General features: G+C 72.0%; 15 protein-coding genes and 5 pseudogenes. 4 read left to right on the forward strand and 16 right to left on the reverse strand.

The genetic code is table 11. The annotated features are described in order from the left end of the window. Nucleotides 1-6 precede the first annotated feature (6 nt). Both ACEXOX_RS11555 and ACEXOX_RS11560 read left to right on the forward strand, forming a co-directional pair. Nucleotides 7-864: a siderophore-interacting protein gene (locus tag ACEXOX_RS11555; protein WP_406520349.1), complete on the forward strand. Its 858-nt coding sequence runs from the start codon at nucleotides 7-9 to the stop codon at nucleotides 862-864. A 21-nt stretch (nucleotides 865-885) separates the two neighbouring features. After that, nucleotides 886-1,827 (forward strand): ADP-ribosylglycohydrolase family protein, encoded by a 942-nt coding sequence (locus ACEXOX_RS11560; protein WP_406520350.1) that lies wholly within the window; start codon nucleotides 886-888, stop codon nucleotides 1,825-1,827. A 321-nt stretch (nucleotides 1,828-2,148) separates the two neighbouring features. On the opposite strand, the gene ACEXOX_RS11565 is transcribed toward ACEXOX_RS11560, so the two are convergent. Beyond that, a complete protein-coding gene (locus ACEXOX_RS11565; protein WP_406520352.1) occupies nucleotides 2,149-3,642 on the reverse strand; it encodes a PLP-dependent aminotransferase family protein in 1,494 nt (497 codons plus the stop codon). 28 nt (nucleotides 3,643-3,670) lie between these two features. Between ACEXOX_RS11565 and ACEXOX_RS11570 the strand changes: the two genes are divergently transcribed. Next, on the forward strand, nucleotides 3,671-4,561 hold the full coding sequence (locus ACEXOX_RS11570) for a methyltransferase domain-containing protein (protein WP_406520354.1): 891 nt from the start codon (nucleotides 3,671-3,673) through the stop codon (nucleotides 4,559-4,561). A 62-nt stretch (nucleotides 4,562-4,623) separates the two neighbouring features. Here the strand turns inward: ACEXOX_RS11570 and ACEXOX_RS11575 are convergent, their stop codons facing one another. The 11 genes and pseudogenes from ACEXOX_RS11575 to ACEXOX_RS11625 all read right to left on the reverse strand — a co-directional run bounded on the left by ACEXOX_RS11575 (nucleotide 4,624) and on the right by ACEXOX_RS11625 (nucleotide 16,241). After that, the gene (locus ACEXOX_RS11575) at nucleotides 4,624-7,437 is read right to left on the reverse strand and encodes a DEAD/DEAH box helicase (RefSeq protein WP_406520356.1); all 2,814 of its coding nucleotides are present in this window, start codon (nucleotides 7,435-7,437) and stop codon (nucleotides 4,624-4,626) included. Nucleotides 7,438-7,731: 294 nt separating this feature from the next. Next, nucleotides 7,732-8,688: a twin-arginine translocase subunit TatC gene (tatC, locus tag ACEXOX_RS11580; RefSeq protein ID WP_406520358.1), complete on the reverse strand. Its 957-nt coding sequence runs from the start codon at nucleotides 8,686-8,688 to the stop codon at nucleotides 7,732-7,734. A 68-nt stretch (nucleotides 8,689-8,756) separates the two neighbouring features. Beyond that, nucleotides 8,757-9,044, reverse strand: coding sequence for a Sec-independent protein translocase subunit TatA (gene tatA / locus ACEXOX_RS11585; RefSeq protein ID WP_361154066.1), 288 nt, complete (start codon nucleotides 9,042-9,044; stop codon nucleotides 8,757-8,759). A gap of 207 nt (nucleotides 9,045-9,251) precedes the next feature. Then, nucleotides 9,252-9,455 carry a hypothetical protein gene (locus ACEXOX_RS11590; protein ID WP_406520360.1) on the reverse strand — a complete coding sequence of 68 codons (204 nt, stop codon included), beginning with the start codon at nucleotides 9,453-9,455 and terminating at the stop codon, nucleotides 9,252-9,254. An 87-nt stretch (nucleotides 9,456-9,542) separates the two neighbouring features. Beyond that, the gene (locus ACEXOX_RS11595; RefSeq protein ID WP_406520361.1) at nucleotides 9,543-9,803 is read right to left on the reverse strand and encodes a hypothetical protein; all 261 of its coding nucleotides are present in this window, start codon (nucleotides 9,801-9,803) and stop codon (nucleotides 9,543-9,545) included. 21 nt (nucleotides 9,804-9,824) lie between these two features. Then, nucleotides 9,825-10,775 carry a helix-turn-helix transcriptional regulator gene (locus ACEXOX_RS11600; RefSeq protein ID WP_406520363.1) on the reverse strand — a complete coding sequence of 317 codons (951 nt, stop codon included), beginning with the start codon at nucleotides 10,773-10,775 and terminating at the stop codon, nucleotides 9,825-9,827. A 21-nt stretch (nucleotides 10,776-10,796) separates the two neighbouring features. Beyond that, a pseudogene (locus ACEXOX_RS11605) lies at nucleotides 10,797-11,785 on the reverse strand (helix-turn-helix transcriptional regulator). Between the two features lie 196 nt (nucleotides 11,786-11,981). Then, nucleotides 11,982-12,355: pseudogene (locus ACEXOX_RS11610) on the reverse strand (FKBP-type peptidyl-prolyl cis-trans isomerase). Between the two features lie 57 nt (nucleotides 12,356-12,412). Next, nucleotides 12,413-13,405: an FKBP-type peptidyl-prolyl cis-trans isomerase gene (locus tag ACEXOX_RS11615; protein ID WP_406526301.1), complete on the reverse strand. Its 993-nt coding sequence runs from the start codon at nucleotides 13,403-13,405 to the stop codon at nucleotides 12,413-12,415. A 197-nt stretch (nucleotides 13,406-13,602) separates the two neighbouring features. Next, the gene (pafA, locus tag ACEXOX_RS11620) at nucleotides 13,603-14,964 is read right to left on the reverse strand and encodes a Pup--protein ligase (protein WP_406520365.1); all 1,362 of its coding nucleotides are present in this window, start codon (nucleotides 14,962-14,964) and stop codon (nucleotides 13,603-13,605) included. Nucleotides 14,965-14,973: 9 nt separating this feature from the next. Further along, nucleotides 14,974-16,241: pseudogene (locus tag ACEXOX_RS11625) on the reverse strand (MFS transporter). 121 nt (nucleotides 16,242-16,362) lie between these two features. Here ACEXOX_RS11625 and ACEXOX_RS11630 point away from each other — a divergent pair. Further along, nucleotides 16,363-17,420, forward strand: a pseudogene (locus ACEXOX_RS11630) (LacI family DNA-binding transcriptional regulator). A 151-nt stretch (nucleotides 17,421-17,571) separates the two neighbouring features. Here ACEXOX_RS11630 and prcA read toward each other — a convergent pair. The 4 genes and pseudogenes from prcA to ACEXOX_RS11650 form a co-directional block, all read right to left on the reverse strand. Next, entirely contained in the window at nucleotides 17,572-18,357 is a 786-nt protein-coding gene (gene prcA / locus ACEXOX_RS11635) for a proteasome subunit alpha (protein ID WP_406520367.1), read from the reverse strand. A gap of 63 nt (nucleotides 18,358-18,420) precedes the next feature. Continuing rightward, entirely contained in the window at nucleotides 18,421-19,266 is an 846-nt protein-coding gene (prcB, locus tag ACEXOX_RS11640) for a proteasome subunit beta (protein WP_406520369.1), read from the reverse strand. Next, nucleotides 19,218-19,397 (reverse strand): annotated as a pseudogene (locus ACEXOX_RS11645) (endonuclease domain-containing protein); the annotation flags it as partial. The gene prcB and the pseudogene ACEXOX_RS11645, both read right to left, overlap by 49 nt. Nucleotides 19,398-19,701: 304 nt before the next feature. After that, nucleotides 19,702-19,920: a ubiquitin-like protein Pup gene (locus ACEXOX_RS11650; RefSeq protein ID WP_030017432.1), complete on the reverse strand. Its 219-nt coding sequence runs from the start codon at nucleotides 19,918-19,920 to the stop codon at nucleotides 19,702-19,704. Between the last annotated feature and the right edge of the window lie 83 nt (nucleotides 19,921-20,003).

Consider the following 20,003-nt stretch of genomic DNA (forward strand, 5'->3'; position numbering starts at 1 on the left):
ATCGTCGTGGCAGCAGAGCGTCCGGCCCGCAAGAAGCCCAAGCTCATTCACGCACAGGTACTGCGCACCGAGCAGCTCACGCCGCACATGGTGCGGGTGGTGCTGGGCGGTGACGGCCTGGCGGAGTTCTCGGCGGGCGAGTACACCGACCATTACGTCAAGCTGGTCTTCCCGGTACCCGGCGTGGACTACCCGCGGCCGCTGGACATCGCCGAGATCCGCGCCGCCTTCCCCCGCGACCAGTGGCCCAGGACCCGCACCTACACCGTGCGCACCTGGGACCCGGACACGCGGGAACTGGCGGTCGACTTCGTGGTGCACGGCGACTCCGGCCTCGCCGGGCCGTGGGCGGCGCACGCCCGGCCGGGGGACGAGGCCCTGCTCCTCGGCCCCGGCGGCGCGTACGCCCCGAATCCCGACGCCGATTGGCACCTGCTCGCCGGCGACGAGAGCGCCCTGCCGGCCATCGCCGCCTCCCTGGCCCGGGTCCCCGAGGACGTACCCGTCCACGCCTTCATCGAGGTCGCGGGCCCGGAGGAGGAGCAGAAGCTGGAGGCTCCGGCCGGTGCCGAGATCACCTGGCTGCACCGCGGTGCCGCGCCGGTCGGCGAGCGGCTGGTCGAGGCCGTCCGCGCGCTGGACTTCCCCGCGGGCCGGGTGCACGCTTTTGTCCACGGCGAGGCCGGCTTCGTGAAGGAGTTGCGCAAGTTGCTGCGCGTCGAGCGGGAGGTGCCGCGCGAGGACCTGTCGATCTCCGGCTACTGGCGCAACGGCCACGACGAGGACGGCTGGCAGGCGTCCAAGCAGCAGTGGAACCAGCAGGTCGAGGCCGAGCAGGAGACCACCCGGTCTGCCGCTTCCTGACGTGCTTCCGGGGGGCCGGTGGTGGAATCCGTGCAGCGGGCGGTCGGTGCCGTGGTCGGCTCGGCCGCCGGGGACGCCCTCGGCGCGCCCTTCGAGTTCGGCGTGCCGGGCGCGTACACGGACCGTTTCCCCGACGGCCGGGGAACCATGTGCGGAGGCGGCGGCCGGGACCCCGGCGAAGCCACCGACGACACGCAGATGGCGGTACTGACCGCCGAGTCGCTGCTGGAACGCGGCGGACTCGACCTCCCGGACGTCTTCCGCAGGTTCCAGCGCCGGGCCCTGGCCGAGCCGAAGGACATCGGTCTGCGGACCGATGACATGCTCGGCAACGGCGAGCCGTGGGGCCGGGCCACCGCCCGGCACTTCCAGGTCAACCGGCGCGCCGCGGGCAACGGCTCGCTGATGCGCGCCACGCCCGCCGCCGTGTACTTCGCCGCGGCGGGCCGGGCGGTGTCCATGGACGCCGCCCGCCGGCTGTCCGCGCTGACGCACGGGGACCCGGCGGCCGGGGAGGAAGTGGCGCTGTTCCACGCGTTGCTGCACGCCGCCCTGCGAGGCGACGACCCGCTCGACGCCCTGCCGGACGCCCTCTCCCACGTCCATCCCGCCCACCGCGCCCGCTACGCCTCCGTCCTGACGCCCGACTGGCACCCGGACCAGGCCGCCGGGTTCAACGGCGCGGTCCGGCCCTGCCTCGGCTCCGCCGTCTGGGCGCTGCGCACCACCGGCTCGTACGAGGACGCGCTGCGGGCCGCCGTCGACCTGGGCGGTGACACCGACACCGTCGCCGCGGTCACCGGAGGCCTGGCCGGAGCGGTCTATGGGGCCGACGCGATCCCCGAGCACTGGACGCGGGAGCTGCACGTACCGCTGCCCGGGTTCGGGAGCCGGGTCCTGCGGGTAGGCGAACTGCGGGCACTGGCCGAGGAGTTGGTGTGCACCGCGGTCGGCCCGTGCTGACCGTGGCCGGGTCCGTACGGGTGATGGCCAGGCGGCGCGTCTCCTTACGGAACGGTGCCCTCCACCCCGTACCGCCTGGCGTTCCAAGAGCGGCGCGGCCCCCAGGACCGTGCTCGTCCGCCGGACCCTCACGGTCCCAGCCGCGCCACCCCGCGTCCTCGCTGCGCAACGGGTGTCACGCACGGCGTGTCGGACGGGCCCCCGCGACGCGCGCGACACGCCGGTCCGACACGGCGACCACGTGCCGACACGCCCGCCCGAACCCCCTGTAGCGCGCTACGGGCCGACGCACTCCGCGCGAACCGAACGCCCGCGCCGCGCTCACTCCAGCACACTCCCGATGACCGCGGCCCCCTCAGCGATCTCGGTCGCTGTGCTCGCGGCGTAACCCAGCACCAGCCCCGGCTGCCCAGGGCTCTGCCGGTGCCAGGAGAGCGGCTGCACCTTGACGCCCCGGGCGAGCGCGGCCGCCGCCAGGTCCGTGTCGGCGAAGTCCGCGTCGAAGGTGATCGTCAGGTGCAGGCCCGCCGCCGCGCCCTGCACGGCCGCTCCCGGCAGGTGCGTGCCGATGGCCCGGATCATCGCGTCACGACGCGCCCGGTGCCGCTTGCGGAGCTGCCGCAGCCGGCGTTCCAGCTCGCCGCTCTCCATCAGGTCGGCCAGCACCAGTTGCGGCAGCACGGCGTTGCCGAGGTCGGTGAACCGCTTGGCTTCCACCAGCGCGCCGTGCAGTTCCGGGGGTGCGACGACCCATCCGGTCCGCAGCGCCGGTGCCAGCAGCTTCGAGACACTTCCGGCGTAGCAGACGTGCTCGGGCAGCATGGCGCGGAGCGCGGGGACCGGCGGCCGGTCGTAGCGGTGCTCGGCGTCGTAGTCGTCCTCGATGATCAGGCCGTCGCCGTCGGCCGCCCACCGCATCAGCTCCCGGCGCCGTGCTCCGCCGAGCACCACCCCGGTCGGGAACTGGTGCGCCGGTGTCACCAGGACGGCGGGGGCACCGGAGGCCCGCAGTTCCCGGACGCGGATGCCGTCGGCGTCGACCGGCACCGGCGGGGTGCGCATTCCCCAGTACTGAAGGTGCTGGCGGGCCCCGAGCGACCCCGGGTCCTCCACCGCCACCTCGCGAACGCCCCGGCGGCCCAGCACCTGGGCCAGCAGACCGAGCGTCTGCGCGGTGCCGGAGACGATCAGCACCTCGTCCGGGGCGACCGACAGGCCGCGGTTGCGGGCCAGCCACTTCGCGACGGCGCGCCGCAGCTCCGGAGCGCCGCGCGGGTCCCCGTACCCGAAGCCGGGGGCGGCATGCGTGCCGAGCACCCGGCGTTCCGCGCGCGACCACGCGGTACGCGGGAACGAGGCCAGGTCGGGTGTGCCGGGGCTGAGGTCGATGCGGGCCGGCGCCGCTCGTACCGCGTCGAAGACGTCCGCCGCGGGCTCGGTGGTGAACACCGCGCCGGCCGGTGGCCCCTGGGCCGGGCGGGCGGGCGCCGGCGCTGTGACCGCTGCCGCGGCCGCGACGGGAGCGGCCACGACGACCGTGCCGCCGCGGCCGCGTCCGACCGCGTGCCCGTCCTCGATCAGCCGCTGGTACGCCTCGGTGACGACGCCCCGGGAGACCCGGAGTTCCGCCGCGAGCGTGCGGGTGGCCGGCAGCCGGTCGCCCACCGCGAGGCGGCCGTCCGAGACGGCGAGCCGCAGGCGCTGTGCCAGCCAGTCGGACAGGCCGCCCGCCGGCGCGTCGGCGGTGTTCAGCTGGAGGAAGTCGGACCCGGACGTTATGGACCGGTCGGTCGTCGCATCTTTGGACCTGGGCACCGGACCATTGTCGGCCCAGAGTGGCGGCATGAGAACAGCAGCGACGGAGCAGACGACCGGCGGCACACACGAGGACAGCCGCCCGCGCCACATCACCACACCCCGCGAACGCCCTTACGTACACGGATATTCGAGCCATGAGGCCCGGCGGCTCACCGACCAGGCGGACACCCTGGCAGCGCTCCTGCACGCGGGCACGGTGTACGAGCCGGGCAGCCGGGTCCTGGAGGCCGGATGCGGGGTCGGCGCCCAGACGGTGCATCTGGCCGCCGCCAGCCCGGGGGCCCACATCACCGCGGTCGACATCCGCGCGGACTCGCTCGACCAGGCCCGCGCCCACCTCGCCGCCCGTCCGCACGCGGCGACGGTGCGCTGGCAACAGGCCGATCTGACCGGCCTGCCGTACCCCGACGCCTCCTTCGACCACCTCTTCGTCTGCTTCGTCCTGGAACACCTGCCCGACCCCGCACGGACACTGGCGGACCTGCGGCGCGTCCTGCGGCCGGGCGGCGGCATCACGGTCATCGAGGGGGACCACGGATCGGCGTTCTTCCACCCGGACAGTGCCCACGCCCACGCCGTGATCGGCCACCAGGTCCGGCTGCAGGCCGCGGCCGGCGGCGACGCCCTGCTCGGCAGACGGCTGCAGCCGCTGCTGACCGCCGCCGGGTACGCAGAGGTGGCGGTCCGGCCGCGTACGGTCTGCGCCGACGCGACCCGGCCCGGCCTGGTCGACAGCTTCACCCGCGGCACGTTCATCGCGATGATCGCGGCCGTACGGGACGACGCGCTGGCCGCCGGGCTGACCACCGAGGCCGAGTGGGAGCGCGGCATCCGCGAGCTGCGCCGGACGGCGGAGGACGGCGGAACGTTCCACTACACGTTCTTCAAGGCCACCGCCGTCAATCCGGGCGGGTGAGGCGGAGCGCCCGTACGCCCGGAGTCCGGGGCGGGCCGGGGAACAGCCCCGGCCCGTCTCCCTCACCCCACCGACGAGTACGCCACCACGCCCCGCAGCACCGCGTCCACGGCCTTGCGGGCGTTGCGCGCCACCTCCGGCGGTGCGGCGGCCGCGATCTGGCCGAGGATGTCGATCAGCTGCTTGCACCAGCGCACGAAGTCACCGGCCGGCATCTCCGCCTCGCGCAGCACCTCGTCCAGGCCGAAGCCGCAGGCCCAGCGGTACGCGGCCCAGGCGAAGCCGAGGTCCGGCTCGCGCTGGCCGACGCCCTCCGCCTGGTTGATCTTGTGGTCCTCCTCCAGGGCGTCCAGCCGGCCCCAGATCCGCACCATCTCGGCGAGCGCGTCCCGCGCCTTGCCCGACGGCAGCTTCGGCGCCACCGCGTCGTCCGCCTGCCGGGCCTCGTAGACCAGCGCCGAGGCGCAGGCGGCCAGTTCGGCGGGGCCGAGACCGTTCCAGACGCCGGCGCGCAGGCATTCGCTCGCCAGCAGGTCCAGTTCGCCGTAGAGCCGCCCCAGCCGCCGGCCCTCGTCGGTGACCGTGTCACCTTCCAGGTAGTCAAGTCCGGTCAGCAGAGCGCAGATCCGGTCGAAGGTGCGTGCGATGGTGTTCGTACGGCCCTCGATACGGCGCTCCAGCTGCCGCGTGTCGCGCAGCAGCCGGTGGTACCGCTCGGCCCACCGCGCGTGGTCCTCGCGCTCGTCGCAGCCGTGGCAGGGGTGCGCCCGCAGCTCCGTACGCAGCCGCGCGATCTCCCGGTCGTCGGCCGCCTCCGACCGCTGCTTGCGGTGCCGCTCCGGCGCGATGTGCCCGGCCTTCGTGCGCAGCGCGGACGCCAGGTCGCGGCGCGACTGCGGGCTGCGCGCGTTGAAGGACTTCGGGATGCGCATCCGGTCCAGCGGCGCCACCGGCACCGGGAAGTCCATCGACGCCAGCCGCTTGACCTGCCGCTCGGCGGTCAGCACCAAGGGCCGGGGCCCGTCGTGCGCGTCGTAGCCGCGGTGGCCGTTGGTCCGCCCCGACGGCATGCCCGGGTCCAGCACCAGTGCCAGCCCCGCGTACTTGCCCGTCGGCACGTGGATCACGTCGCCCGGCCGGAGCTTCTCCAGCGCCGCGGCGGCCGCGGCCCGGCGCTGCGCGGCGCCCTGCTTGGCCAGCTCCGTCTCCCGGTCCTTCAGCTCCCGGCGCAGCCGCGAGTACTCCTCGAAGTCGCCGAGGTGGCAGGTCATGGACTCCTTGTAGCCGTCCAGGCCCTCCTCGTTCTTCTGCACCTGCCGCGAGATGCCGACGACCGACTTGTCCGCCTGGAACTGCGCGAACGACATCTCCAGCAGCTCGCGCGAACGGTGCCGCCCGAACTGCGAGACCAGGTTGACCGCCATGTTGTACGACGGCTTGAAGGACGAGCGCAGCGGATACGTACGCGTACCCGCCAGGCCGGCGAGCGCGCCCGGGTCCATGCCGCGCTGCCACAGCACCACCGCATGGCCCTCGACGTCGATACCGCGGCGCCCGGCACGGCCGGTGAGCTGGGTGTACTCGCCGGGGGTGATGTCGGCGTGCTGCTCGCCGTTCCACTTGACCAGCTTCTCCAGGACGACGGAACGGGCGGGCATGTTGATGCCCAGCGCCAGCGTCTCCGTCGCGAAGACGGCCTTGACCAGCCCCTTCAGGAACAGCTCCTCCACGACCTCCTTGAAGGTCGGCAGCATGCCGGCGTGGTGCGCGGCGATGCCCCGCTCCAGCCCCTCCAGCCACTCGTAGTAACCGAGGACGTGCAGGTCCTCGTCCGGGATGCCGGCCGTACGCTCCTCGACGATGGCGCGGACCTTGGCCCGACCCTCCTGGTCGTTGAGCCGCAGCCCCGAATACAGGCACTGCTGGACGGCGGACTCGCACCCCGCCCGGCTGAAGATGAACGTGATCGCCGGCAGCAGGCCCTCGTTGTCCAGCCGGTCGATCACCTCGGCACGGCCCGGGGTCCAGATGCGGCTGCGCTGACGCCGCTCGCGCTCGCGGTCCGCCTCCCGCAGGTTGCGGCCGCGGCGCTTGTCCCGGCCGAACGTCGGGCGGCTGTTCTCCATCCGCGCCAGCCGCTCCAGGTCCGGGTTGACCTCCCGGCGCCCGGCACCGGAACGGCCCTCGCGCTCCTCGAAGAGGTCGTACATCCGGCGCCCGGCGAGCACGTGCTGCCACAGCGGGACCGGGCGGTGCTCGGAGACGATCACTTCCGTGTCACCGCGCACCGTGTCCAGCCAGGCGCCGAACTCCTCCGCGTTGGAGACCGTCGCGGACAGCGACACCAGCGTCACGGACTCCGGCAGGTGAATGATCACCTCTTCCCAGACGGCGCCGCGGAAGCGGTCGGAGAGGTAGTGCACCTCGTCCATCACCACATAGCCGAGGCCGTTCAGCGACTGGGAGCCCGCGTACAGCATGTTCCGCAGCACCTCGGTCGTCATCACGACCACCGGCGCCTCGGAGTTGACGCTGTTGTCACCGGTCAGCAGGCCGACCCGGTCCGCGCCGTAGCGCCGCACCAGGTCCTGGTACTTCTGGTTCGACAGCGCCTTGATCGGCGTGGTGTAGAAGCATTTACGGCCCTGCTCCAGGGCCAGGTGGACGGCGAACTCGCCCACGATCGTCTTGCCGGATCCGGTCGGGGCCGCGACCAGCACGCCCTTACCGGCCTCCAAGGCCTGGCACGCCTCGATCTGGAACGGGTCCAGCGCGAAGTCGTACATCTCACGGAAAGGGGCGAGTGCGGTGGCCTGCTCGGCCGCCCGCAGCTTGGCGGCGGCGTAGCGCTCAGCAGGGGACATGTCCTCGGTCATCGTGCTTACGAGCCTACCGGCCACCTCTGACAACGAGCCGATCATTATGGACGGGCTTTACCGGCCCTCCCCCGCACACACCACTTCCCTACGCCCGGCCACCGGGGCGCCGGGGCCACCGGGAACGCCGCTGTGAGCACGGCGGGGCGGGCCGGACAGTGCACGGCGAAGCCCTGTACACAGGCCGAAGGGCGGCGTGCGCCCTGCGCTCCGCCGCCCTTGGCCGTGTCCCTCAGGTCGCGCCCCTGCCCCCGTTACGAGGCGTCAGCCTCACCGCGCGGCGCCGTCGCACCCCTACGTCGCGTCGTCGAAGCCGTTCCGGCGCGGAGCCGGGCCGCCGGTGGACTGTTCCGGAAGCATCCGGTGGCCGGTGGCCGGGTCGAGTCCGTCGATGCTCTCGGGGGTCAGGTCGAGCTGGGAGGCTTCGTCGTCGCTCAGTTCGCGGTCGGGGTCGGCACGTCCGCGACGGCGGTCGTTGAACAGGCAGATTCCCACGGCGGCGAAGTACAGGATCACGATCGGGGCGGCCACCAGGCCCATGGTCAGCGGGTCGCCGGTGGGCGTGGCGATCGCGGCGAAGACGGTGATGCCGAGCACCATGAAGCGCCACCAGCTCAGCACCCGCCGTCCGGTGATCACGCCGCCGAAGTTCAGCAGGACCAGCAGCAGCGGCAGCTCGAAACCCAGGCCGAAGACGACGACCATGCGCGTGACGATGTCCAGGAACTCGTCCGCCGGGAAGAGGTTGGACCAGTTCTCGGGGGTCAGACCGACCAGGGCGGCGGCCGTGGTCGGCAGCACCGCGTACGCGAGGTAGGCACCGCCGAGGAACAGCGGGACACCCGCCGCCACGAAGCTGAGGGCGTACTTCTTCTCGCCGCTGTGCAGTCCGGGGGCGAGGAACGCCCAGAGCTGGTAGAGCCACACCGGGCTGGCGACCACGACGCCCGTGGTGAGCGACACCTTGAGCAGGATCGTGAAGGGCGCCAGCATGCCCTGCGCCGTGATCTCCGCGCAGGGGTGGCCCGGCGTCGGAGTGCCCGCGGGCGTGCCGCGTGGGCAGCCGACGGAGTCGATGACCGGACCCGTGATGAACTGGGCGATGTCCTTGTAATAGAACATGGCCACGACCGTGACCACACCGATCGCCAGTACCGACTTCAGCAGCCGGTTGCGCAGCTCACGCAGGTGTTCCGCGAGCGGCATCCGCCCCTCGGGATCCCTCTGCTGTTTGCGGGCAGACTTGAGCAACCCACGTCCTCGTCTCGTGCATCAGCCCCCACCGGCCGGCCGGGCCGGCGGAGCTGGGTCGGCTCCGGTCAGCTGTGGGTGGTGCGGTTCGGCTCGGCGACGGGGCGCGAGCTGTTCACGTCGCCCGGGGCCGCCTGGATCGTGCGCGGCGCGGCCTGGGAGTCGGCGGAGGAGGCGTCCTTGCCGGCGGCCTCGCCGTCGCCGCCTTCCTTCTTCATGGCCTTGGCCTCGCTCTTGAGGATGCGGGCCGACTTGCCGAGCGAACGTGCCATGTCCGGGAGCTTCTTCGCGCCGAACAGCAGCACAATGACGACGAGGATCAGAATGATCTCGGGGGCCCTGAGGTTGCTGAGCATGTGCGACTACCTTCTCGCCGGGGCGGCGTCTACTTCGGTGCCTGCCGTGGGGGTCGGACGGGCGTGCCAGTGCTGACAGCGATCGTAACGTTCGGCGGTGAACGGGTGGCAATGGGCGTGCGTACCGTGGGTTTCCGCCGCCGCCTCGCGGTCTGGACTGCGAACAGCAGCGTACCGCCCGCACACCCGTAGCAGCAGGGTGCGGTATCAGTCCCGAGAGGATTCGTGGGCCCGCGCGGCGAGCGGTACGGCCGCCCGCTCCAGGTCCTGCGCGGCCCGCTGGATGCGCTCCGAGGTCTGACCGACCTGGCGGGCCAGCCGCCGTACCTCCACGAAGACGCGGATGGCGAGGACGCCGAGGACGGCGATGCCGAGGAAGCCGAGGGCGATGGCGATCATGGGCCAGAGCATGGGGCGAAGCCTATCGAGGGGGACGAGCGTGACAGATGACACACATAGAGGGTCATGTCGGACGGATGGGCTCGGCGGCCGGGCCCGTCAGCCGGAGTGCAGCCGCAAGGTCCGGACCCCGCCGCCCGTGAGCAGCTCGATGATCCGCTCCCCCGCCGGTTTGCGGACCGCGCTGCCGCAGTCCGGGCAGGTGAAGGAGTAGAAGGTGGTGCGGCTGCTGGCGCCGATGGCCAGGCGCAGCGCGTCCGACGCCAGCTCGAAGCAGCTTCGGCAGACGGGGCAGGCCGCCTTGAAGAGCACCGGGCCGGTCAGGGTCGTGGGCATCGCGCCCGCCATGGTCGTCGTCATCCTGCCGCCGCCCTCCGCGTCCTATTCGCCGTACGCCGCGAGCGCCTGCCGGGACGCCTGGCGCGCGCTGTCGGCCAGGGCCTGCGGCGCGACGATGTGACCGTCCCGGCCCAGGCGCAGCGCGAGCCGCCGCAGCGAGGCGGGGTCGGGGGTGCGCAGGGTGATGCGCAGGCCGCCGTCGGGCAGCTCCTCGGCGCTGTCGTGCGGGTAGTACTCGGCCACCCAGCGTCCGCCGGGCGCCACCTCGATGACGACCTCGGGGTCCTCGGCCGCGGGCTGCACCAGCCCTTCGGACAGGTCGCGGAGTTCGACGGGCGGCGGGTCGGAGGGGGCGTCCAGCAGTTTGATCTCGGCGACCCGGTCGAGCCGGAAGGTCCGGCGGGCCTCCGAGAGGCGGCACCAGGCCTCGACGTAGGTGTGGCCCACCGCGAACAGCCGGATCGGGTCCACCTCGCGCTCGGTCAGCTCGTCGCGCGCGGGCGAGTAGTAGCGCAGCCACAGCCGGCGGCGCTCGGCGATGGCCCGGTCGACGTCGGCGAAGACGCCGCCCTCCGACTCGAAGGTGACCGACACCCGGGAGCTGGCGCCGGCCGCCTCGCCCGCCGCGGCCTCCAGCTTCGCGGTGGCGCGCAGCAGCGCCTGCCGGTCGCCTTCGCGCAGGCCGGGCAGGGTGGATACGGCGCGGGCCGCGACCAGCAGGGCGGTCGCCTCGTCGGCGGCCAGCCGCAGCGGCTCGGCGACGTCGTCGGGGTTGTGCCACCAGATGCGGTCGCCGTCGGTGTCGATGTCGAGCAGGTCGCCGCCGCGGAAGCTCGTACCGCACATCGGCAGCACGTCGAGGTCGCCGATCAGCTCGTCCTCGGTGATGCCGAAGGCGCGGGCGACGTCGGAGACACGGGCGCCGGGGCGCTCGCGGAGATAGGTGACCAGCGACAGCATCCGCCGGGTCTGGTCGATGGCGTTGGTGGCCATGGAGTGTGCGTCCCGTCCCTCTCAGCCCTTGGCCACGGCGCGCAGCCGGTCCACGACGTCCGCCCGCAGCTCGGCGGGTTCCAGTACGACCACGTCGGGGCCGAACTCGACCAGCCAGGCGTCGAGCCCGTGCCCGTAGGGGATGTCCAGTTCGTCCCAGCCGTCGCCCAGCTCACGGATGCTCAGCGCGCGGGCCCGCAGCGGGTAGCCGTGGTCGGTGCGCAGCCTGATGCGGGCGGTGCCGGTGGCCGTCTCGCCCGCCCAGCTCTCCACCGTCTCGCGGACGGTGACGTGGTCGGGCACCTCGGCGGTGAACTTCCCCTGCCGGGAGCGGACCTTGCCGGTGATGCGGGAGAGCCGGAAGACCCGTTCGGCCTGCCGTTCGCGGTCCCAGCCGGCCAGGTACCAGTGGCCGCGCCAGCACTCCAGTATCCACGGTTCCACCTGCCGCTGCTCGGGGCGGGCGGCGTTGGACTTGCGGTAGTCGAAGACGACGGGCCGGCGGTCGCGGCAGGCGAGCATCAGCGGCTCGAAGGCGGCCTCGTGGGCGGGGATGCGGGGTTCCAGGGCGCTGTGCGGCTGCTGCGCCTCGAAGCTGCCGTCGTCCTGGAAGGGCACGCCGGCCGCGCGCAGCTTCTGCAGTGCGCCGCTGGCCGCGCCGGCCAGCCGGGCCTGCTGCCAGATCTTGGCGGCGAGTCCCAGGGCGGCGGCCTCGGCCGCGTCCAGGGTGATCGGGGGAGGCGGTTGCTGTCCCGGCGCGCGAGGTAGCCGGTCTCCCCGTCCAGTCCTTCGACGGTCTCGATGACCAGGCCGAGTTCGCGCAGGTCGTCCTTGTCGCGCTCGAACATCCGGTTGAAGGAGTCGTCGCTGCCCGTACCGGCGTCCCCGGAGCCGAACGATTCCACGTACGCCTCGATGGAGGACCGCAGTTCACGTTTGGTCAGCGGGCGACGGGTACCCAGAAGGCACAGCGCCAGATTCATCAGCCGCTCGGCCTTGGCAATGGCCATCGACGCCCTTTCTTGTCGGACTCCCGACCGATGACCGTACCGCTCCGGGGACCTGCGGCAAAGCCGAGGGTCCGGACCGTGACGGGCGGCGGGGGCGGCGGGCGCCGGGCGGGCGAGGAAGAGGGCCCGTGCCGGGTGGCACGGGCCCTCTGGTGCAGGCCGGCCGCCGCTGTGCCGCGGCCGGCTGCCGTCGTCCTCAGACGGACATCAGGTCACAGACGAAGATCAGCGTCTCGCCCGGGGCGATACGGCCGCCGCCGGCGCCCGCGTCGCCGTAGGCCAGGTGCGGGGGATGGTCAGCCGGCGGCGGCCGCCGACCTTCATGCCCTGCACGCCCTGGTCCCAGCCGGAGATGACCTGGCCGGCACCGAGCTGGAACTCCAGCGGCTTGCCGCGGTTCCAGCTGGCGTCGAACTCCTCGCCGGAGCTGTAGGAAACTCCGACATAGTGGACCTTGACGAAGTCCCCGGCCTTGGCGGCCGGCCCGTCACCCTCCCACAGGTCCACGATCTCCAGGTCGGAGGGGACCGGGCCCTCAGGGAAGTCGATCTCGGGCTTGTCGATGTTCACGAAAGTGCTCCTACGAAAGAAACTGCACAGCTACCTGCACAGTCTGGCAGATCATGCTCAGACGGTGCCGACGATGTCGACGGAGAACACCAGGGTGTTCTTTGCCAGCTCGCTCTGCGGGTTCGCGCCGTAGCCCAGCTTCGGCGGGATCACGATCTCCACCCGGTCACCGACGTTCTTGCCGACCAGGGCCTGGTCCCAGCCCTTGACGACGGCACCGGTGCCGATCTGGAAGGCGGTGGCGCCACCGTGGTCCCAGGAGGAGTCGAACTTCTTGCCGTCCTCCCACTTCACACCGGTGTACTGCGCGATCAGCCCGTCGCCGGCCTTGACCTTCTGGCCCTTGCCCTTGACCAGCACCTGCTCCTTGAGGTCGCCGGGCGCCTTCTCCCCCTTGGGGATAGTGATCGTCGCGGCCTTCTCGCCCTCCGACTTCACCTCGGGCATGCCCTCCTCCGGCGCCGCCTGCTCGCCCTCGGACTTGCCCTTCTTGTCGGCCTTGCCCGCGCCGACCACGTCCACGACCCACACCAGGCCGTCCTCCGGCTTGATGCCGGACTGCGGGTTCAGGTTGTCGCCGACCAGCGCCTTGGCGGTGCCCTCGATCTCGAAGCGGCTGCCGACCTTCTGGCCCGCGACCGCCTCCATGACCTTCTGCGGCAGCTGCTGCTGGGTCGGCTGGTCGCTGACCTCGCCGACGATCTGCGTGCGCGGCGCCTTCGCGTCCGCGCCGGGCTGCTTGGTCCAGGTGCTCCCGAGGTTCTGGCCGGTCTTCATGGTCTGCGCCGCGAAGTCCAGCCGGACGTAGTCGCCCTTCTTGACCTCCGCGCCCGAGCCCTCGTGCAGCGTCTGGGTGACCGCCTCCGTGGGCGCCTTGGCGTCCTTCGGTACGGTGATCTTGGGCTGCTCCCCGGGCTTCCCCTCCACCTTGGCGACCGCGGCGGCCGACGACCCCTTGCCGTCATCGGACCCACAGGCGGCGGTGAACAGCAGGAGGGGAACGGTCAGCGCCGCGGTGGCGGCGCGGCGGGTGTTCTTCGTGAAGTTCATGAAGTCCAACTCGGGGTCGTGGGGTGGGTGGGCAATGCCCGCCACTCTACGACCTGACCCTGGGTGCGTTTCCCTGCGCGGCACGACGACACAGCGGCGCCGAACGGCGAAGTGCCGGGAGCGCGGGCGCTCCCGGCACTGCCACGGCCGGCCGTCACCGTATCCGGTGATACACCGGAAACGGTGACGAACCGGACTCACATTCCGGCGATCAGCTTCTCCACCCGGTCGTCCACGGACCGGAACGGGTCCTTGCACAGCACCGTGCGCTGCGCCTGGTCGTTGAGCTTGAGGTGCACCCAGTCGACGGTGAAGTCGCGGCGCTGCTCCTGCGCGCGGCGGATGAAGTCACCGCGCAGCCGGGCCCGGGTGGTCTGCGGCGGCACCGACTTGCCCTCGAAGATCTTCAAGTCGTTGCAGATACGGGTCGCCTGCCCCTTGCGCTCCAGGAGGTAGTACAGGCCCCGGCGGCGGTGGATGTCGTGGTAGGCGAGGTCTATCTGCGCCACCCGCGGATGCGACATGGTGATGTTGTTCTTGGCGCGGTAACGCTCGATGAGCTGGTACTTCATCACCCAGTCGATCTCGGTGGAGATCCGGTCGAGGTCCTCGTCGCGTACGGCTTCGAGCGTACGGCCCCACAGTTCCAGGACCCGCTCGACCGTACCCGTGCGGATACCGCGCCGTTCGCAGAAGTCCACCGCCTTCTCGTAGTACTCCTGCTGGACCTCCAGGGCCGATGCCTCCCGGCCGCTGGCCAGGCGCACCTTGCGCCGGCCCGTTATGTCGTGGCTGACCTCCCGGATGGCCCGGATCGGGTTCTCCAGGGTCAGGTCGCGCATGACCGTGCCCGCCTCGATCATGCGCAGTACGAGGTCGGTGGCGCCGACCTTCAGCAGCATGGTCGTCTCGGACATGTTGGAGTCGCCGACGATCACGTGCAGCCGGCGGTAGCGCTCGGCGTCGGCGTGCGGTTCGTCGCGGGTGTTGATGATCGGACGGGAGCGGGTGGTCGCCGAGGAGACGCCCTCCCAGATGTGCTCGGCGCGCTGGCTCACGCAGTAGACGGCCCCGCGCGGTGTCTGCAGGACCTTGCCCGCGCCGCAGAGCAGCTGACGGGTCACCAGGAACGGAATGAGAATGTCCGCGAGCCGGGAGAACTCCCCGTGCCGGGCCACGAGATAGTTTTCGTGGCAACCATAGGAGTTTCCGGCGGAATCGGTGTTGTTCTTGAAGAGATAGACGTCGCCCGCGATTCCTTCCTCGTGCAGGCGGCGCTCGGCGTCGACCAGCAGACCTTCGAGAATGCGCTCGCCGGCCTTGTCGTGGGTGACCAGTTCGGTCACGTTGTCGCACTCGGGGGTTGCGTATTCCGGGTGCGATCCCACGTCCAGGTACAGGCGGGCGCCGTTCCGCAGGAAGACATTGCTGCTGCGGCCCCATGACACGACACGGCGGAAGAGGTACCGAGCCACCTCGTCAGGAGACAGTCGGCGCTGTCCCCTGAACGTGCATGTGACGCCGTACTCGTTCTCCAGCCCGAAAATGCGGCGGTCCATGACTGAACATTACGCCTGATGGCCTGCTCTGAAACCGGGTTGGGCGGCCTCGTTCCGATCATTTTCCGCCGTGGCCTGCACAGCATCGCTCACGACGCCCCGTCCGCCGGGGAAAGAAAGCGCTTTGTCGACAGGAGTACGAGCAGTGCGGCGACGCCGCCCGCCCCCGCCACGCCGAACCCGGCGGCCGGGCCGCCCCGCTCCACCGCGGGCCCGACCACCGTCATCCCCAGCGCGGACCCGACCCCGAAGGTCGTCACCAGCCAGGAGAACGCCTCGGTGACCGTCCCCCTGGGCGCGTGCCCGTCCACGACGACGAACGCGCACGCCAGCGCCGGCGCCAGGAACACACCCGCCACCCCTGTCAGCAGCGTCATCCCCACCACGCCCGGCGCCAGCGCCAGCGGCAGGTACCCCAGCGCCAGCAGGGCCACCAGCAGCCGCAGCCGGTTCTCCGGGTGCCCCGGCCACTGCCGCGCGCCGTACACCACCCCGCCCAGGAGGGCGCCGACGCCGAGCGCGGACAGCAGGTAGCTGGAGACCATGCCGCCGCCGTGCTCGTCGGCGTACGCGACCGCCGCCACCGCGATGGACCCGAGCGCCAGCCCGACGAAGAAGAACGAGGCGATCAGCACCAGCATCCCGGAGGACCGCAGGGCCCCGAGCCAGTGCGCCTCACGCGGCGCGCTGCGCCACCGGCGCGAGGGCGGGGAGGCGACCACGGAGAGCGCCCCGAGCACCCCTATCACGTTGATCACCAGCAGCGCCCAACGCTCCGACCAGAGCGCCACACACGTCGTCACCAGCAACGGACCCACCGCGAAGAGCACTTCCTGCGCCACCGCGTCCAGCGCGTATGCGGCGTGGACCCGGTCAGCGCGCTTGAGCACGCCCGGCCACAGCGCCCGCAGTCCGCCCTCCAGCGGCGGCGTGAAGAACCCGGCGATCACCATGGCCGCGTACGCCACGGGCAGCGGGTCGAGGCCGACGACCGCCAGCAGCGCCATGCCCAGGGCGGATATCACGGCCGAGGGCAGCATCACGCGCGGCTGCCCGTACACGTCCACCGCGCGCCCCAGGAGCGGCTGCCCGATCGCGTTGCACACCCCGTAGACGGCGGACAGCACGCCCGCGAGGACGTAGCTGCCGCCCTCCGCACGGGTGAAGAGCACGACGGCGAGCGGTCCGGTCGCGTTCGGCAGCCGTCCGATCAGCGTTCCGGCCAGCAGCCGGGCCGCGTGGCGCGTCCTCAGCAGTTCCGCGTACCCAGCGGCCATGCCCGCCTCATCTCCCCTGGCCCGGCCAGGACGTGTTACGTATAACGTGCGGCGTCATACGTACCATGGGCCCATCCCGCGGGTCCACACCGCGACGTACGACGCGAGGAGCCCGGCCCCGGTGACCGCCCACGAAACCACCCACGAGCAGCCGGCGGCGACGCGTCCCGGCGCCACCGCCGCACCCCGCGTCACCAGCCGCGACGTCGCCCGCGCCGCCGGCGTCTCGCAGGCCGCCGTCTCCCTCGTGCTGGGCGGCAAATGGCGCGGCCGTGTCTCACCCCACAAGGCCGACGCGGTCCGCACCGCCGCGCGCGACCTCGGCTACCGCCCCAACCTCGCCGCGCGCAATCTGCGCATGGGCCGCACCCGCACCGTCTTGCTCGTCGTCCCCGCCCTGACCAGCGATTACTTCGCCCGCGTCTACACCGGCGCGGCCCGCGCCGCCGCCGACCATGACTTCGGCGTCGTCCTGTACCCCTCCCCGAGGGCATCGGCCCGGCCCGCGACCCGTTCGCCTCGGCGCGCGCGGCGCTCGACGGCGTCATCGCCTCCTCCATGGCCACCGACGCCCTGACCGCCATGCGCGGCGAGGAACTGCCGCTGGTCATGCTCGACAGCGACCCGGACGACGCCCAGGCCACCGCGACCGTCAACCCCGACATCGCCGACGGTGTCCGGCGGCTCACCGCGCATCTGCTCGCCCTCGGCCACCGCCGCATCACCCACCTCGCCGCCGCCATCGATTCCTGGACCTTCCACGTACGGTCCGCCGCCTTCGCCGAGGCGCTGCGCGGCGTCCCGGACGCGGACGTACGCAGCGAGCCTGCCGCGCTCAGCGTGGAAGCCGGCCTGCACGCGGCCCACGCGGCCCTGACCCGGCCGGGCCCCCGCCCGACCGCCCTCCTGTGCGACGACGACCTGCTGGCGGCCGGCGCCTGCAAGGCGGCTCGCCGGCTGGGCCTGCGGGTGCCGGAGGACGTCTCCGTCACCGGCCTCGACGATCTGGCTCTGGCCACGGCCGTGGAACCGGAACTGACGACGGTGCGGCTGCCCGCCGAGGACGTCGGGGCGGCCGGGATGCGCGCCCTGATGACCGCCCTGGACGGCGGCGCGCCGGAGACCGTGACCTTGCCCGTCGAACTGCTCGTGCGCGGCTCGACGGCGCCGCCGCCGTAGGGGACGCGGGCGAGACGGCCACAGCGGTCCCGGAACGCGGCGCGCCCCGGCGGGTACATACCCACCGGGGCGCGTGAAGGCCTGTGGCCGTACGGACCGCAGCGCGTCCGGGCGGCGGCCCGCGGTCCCGCCGTACGCCGCCCGCGTCGCGTCACGACGTGCCGGAGCCGCCCTCGGAGCCGGAAGTGCCCTCGGAGTCCGAGGCGTCGTCCGCGGCGTCGTCGGAGGCGGCGGTGCCGTTCTCCTCCAGCAGGCGGGAGAGCTGACGGCCCAGGATCCGCTTGAACTTCCGCTGCTGCGGACGCGTACGGTCCAGGGTCGCGACCTCCAACTGGTCGGCGGCCAGCGTGCGTTCGCCACCGTTGTTGTCACGGGAGAGTGACTCGACGGCCAGCTTCAGTGCCTCGCCCAGCGTCATGCCGTCGCGGTGCCGCTGATCGAGGTAGCTGCTGATCTGATCGGCGTTGCCGCCGACCGCGACCGAGCCGTGCTCGTCCACGATCGAACCGTCGTGCGGCAGGCGGTAGATCTGGTCGTCCTCGGGGGCGTTGCCCACCTCCGCGACGATCAACTCCACCTCGTAGGGCTTCTCGGCGGCGCTGGAGAAGATCGAGCCGAGGGTCTGGGCGTAGACATTGGCAAGGCCGCGCGCGGTCACGTCCGCGCGGTCGTAGGTATAGCCGCGCAGGTCGGCGTAGCGCACGCCGCCGATGCGCAGGTTCTCGAACTCGTTGTACTTGCCGACCGCCGCGAAGGCGATGCGGTCGTAGATCTCGCTGACCTTGTGCAGGGCCCGGGAGGGATTCTCGGCGACGAAGACCACGCCGTCGGCGTATTGCAGCACCACGACGCTGCGGCCGCGCGCGATGCCCTTGCGGGCGTACTCCGCCCGGTCGGCCATGGCCTGCTGGGGTGAGACATAGAACGGCGTCGACACCGGCTATCCGTCCCTTTCTGTCAATGACTCTCTCAGTGGCGCGTGCATGACGGTCTCCCGCCCTCAGAGCAGCGCGGCACGCGGGCCGTCGGGCTGGTCGAGCCGCCGCTCGTGGATGGCACGGGCGATCTCCGACACCTCCGCCTCGGTGTACCGCTTGAAGCCCTCTTCGGTGATCACCGTGACGATCGGGTAGATCCGGCGGGCCATGTCCGGGCCGCCGGTCGCCGAGTCGTCGTCCGCGGCGTCGTACAGCGCCTGGACCACTGCCGTGGCGGCCTGGTGCTCCGTGAGGTCCTCGCGGTAGAGCTTCTTGAGAGCGCCGCGCGCGAAGACCGAGCCGGAGCCCGTCGAGGCGAAGCCGTGCTCCTCCGAGCGCCCGCCGGTCACGTCGTACGAGAAGATGCGGCCCTTCTCGCGGTCCACGTCCCAGCCGGCGAACAGCGGCACCACGGCCAGGCCCTGCATGGCCATGCCGAGGTTGCTGCGGATCATCGTCGAGAGACGGTTGGCCTTGCCCTCCAGGGAGAGTTGGGCACCCTCGACCTTCTCGAAGTGCTCCAGCTCCAACTGGAAGAGCTTGACCATCTCGACCGCGAGACCGGCCGTGCCGGCGATGCCGACGGCCGAGTACTCGTCGGCCGGGAAGACCTTCTCGATATCGCGCTGCGCGATGACGTTGCCCATCGTCGCGCGGCGGTCGCCGGCGAGCACCGCGCCGCCGGGGAACGACGCCGCGACGATCGTCGTGCCGTGCGGCGCCTCGACGGCACCCTGCACGGGCAGCGGCGGGCGCCGGCCCGGCAGCAGCTCCGGCGAGTGCTCCCCGAGGAAGTCCATGAACGACGATGACCCGGGCGTCAGGAAGGCAGCTGGTAGATGCCCGGCGTTACGAGTGTTGGCTTCCACACGTTTCCTTCCGGATATTCGGCCGCCGCCCCAAGACGTCCGGCCGATCCTTGAATTGGCCCAGCGCTGCGTTGCAGCTGAAGCACAGTACGTCCCCGGACCTTACCTGTCCTGCGCTCATGATCCACATGCACGCGGAAACGGACCGGACGACGGCAGCGGCGGCCTTTCGCCTCCCGCCCCCGCGGTCGTGCGCCGACGCCCGGGACGGCCTGTGCGTACGCGCTCGCCGAGCGCGTACCGGCAAGTCCGGAAGCGCGCGGCAGCCTGTGCGGCCGCGCGCCCCCGGAGCCGGAGCCGGAAACCGTCACGCCGGTCCGTGTGCACGGCCCGCGCGGCGCGCACGGACCGGGCGGTGCGCACGGACCGCCCGGACCGCGGCCCGCTGCGCCCGTGCCTCCGGCGCACCGGCTGCCGACGGAACCCGGCGATCCGTTACTGTCCGCCCTTTTGCACGAACGACCGCACGAAATCCTCGGCGTTCTCTTCGAGCACGTCGTCGATCTCGTCCAGCACGGAGTCGACGTCGTCGGACAGCTTCTCCTGCCGCTCCTTGAGATCGTCCGCGGCCTGCGCGTCCTGCGACTGCTCCTCGGCCTCCTCGGTCGAACGCGTCGCCTTCTGCTGTCCGCCGCCGGTGTCCTTGGTCGCCATGTCCCTCACCCCGCTCGGTTCGCCCCGCTCGATGTGACTGTCAAGATCAGACCCTACAAGGAAGGTCTGACATCGGCCCTGTT

Source organism: Streptomyces sp. Ac-502 (genome assembly GCF_045222935.1).
Classification (GTDB): Bacteria; Actinomycetota; Actinomycetes; order Streptomycetales; family Streptomycetaceae; genus Streptomyces; species Streptomyces monomycini.

What these genes read in the sequence shown, in the direction of transcription:
- ACEXOX_RS11570 (WP_406520354.1), top strand. Translation starts at nt 3,671, where the DNA reads ATGAGAACAGCAGCGACGGAGCAGACGACCGGCGGCACACACGAGGAC.
- ACEXOX_RS11595 (WP_406520361.1), bottom strand. Translation starts at nt 9,803, where the DNA reads ATGACGACGACCATGGCGGGCGCGATGCCCACGACCCTGACCGGCCCG.
- ACEXOX_RS11650 (WP_030017432.1), bottom strand. Translation starts at nt 19,920, where the DNA reads ATGGCGACCAAGGACACCGGCGGCGGACAGCAGAAGGCGACGCGTTCG.
- tatA (WP_361154066.1), bottom strand. Translation starts at nt 9,044, where the DNA reads ATGCTCAGCAACCTCAGGGCCCCCGAGATCATTCTGATCCTCGTCGTC.
- ACEXOX_RS11600 (WP_406520363.1), bottom strand. Translation starts at nt 10,775, where the DNA reads ATGGCCACCAACGCCATCGACCAGACCCGGCGGATGCTGTCGCTGGTC.
- ACEXOX_RS11615 (WP_406526301.1), bottom strand. Translation starts at nt 13,405, where the DNA reads ATGAACTTCACGAAGAACACCCGCCGCGCCGCCACCGCGGCGCTGACC.
- ACEXOX_RS11575 (WP_406520356.1), bottom strand. Translation starts at nt 7,437, where the DNA reads ATGACCGAGGACATGTCCCCTGCTGAGCGCTACGCCGCCGCCAAGCTG.
- pafA (WP_406520365.1), bottom strand. Translation starts at nt 14,964, where the DNA reads ATGGACCGCCGCATTTTCGGGCTGGAGAACGAGTACGGCGTCACATGC.
- ACEXOX_RS11590 (WP_406520360.1), bottom strand. Translation starts at nt 9,455, where the DNA reads ATGCTCTGGCCCATGATCGCCATCGCCCTCGGCTTCCTCGGCATCGCC.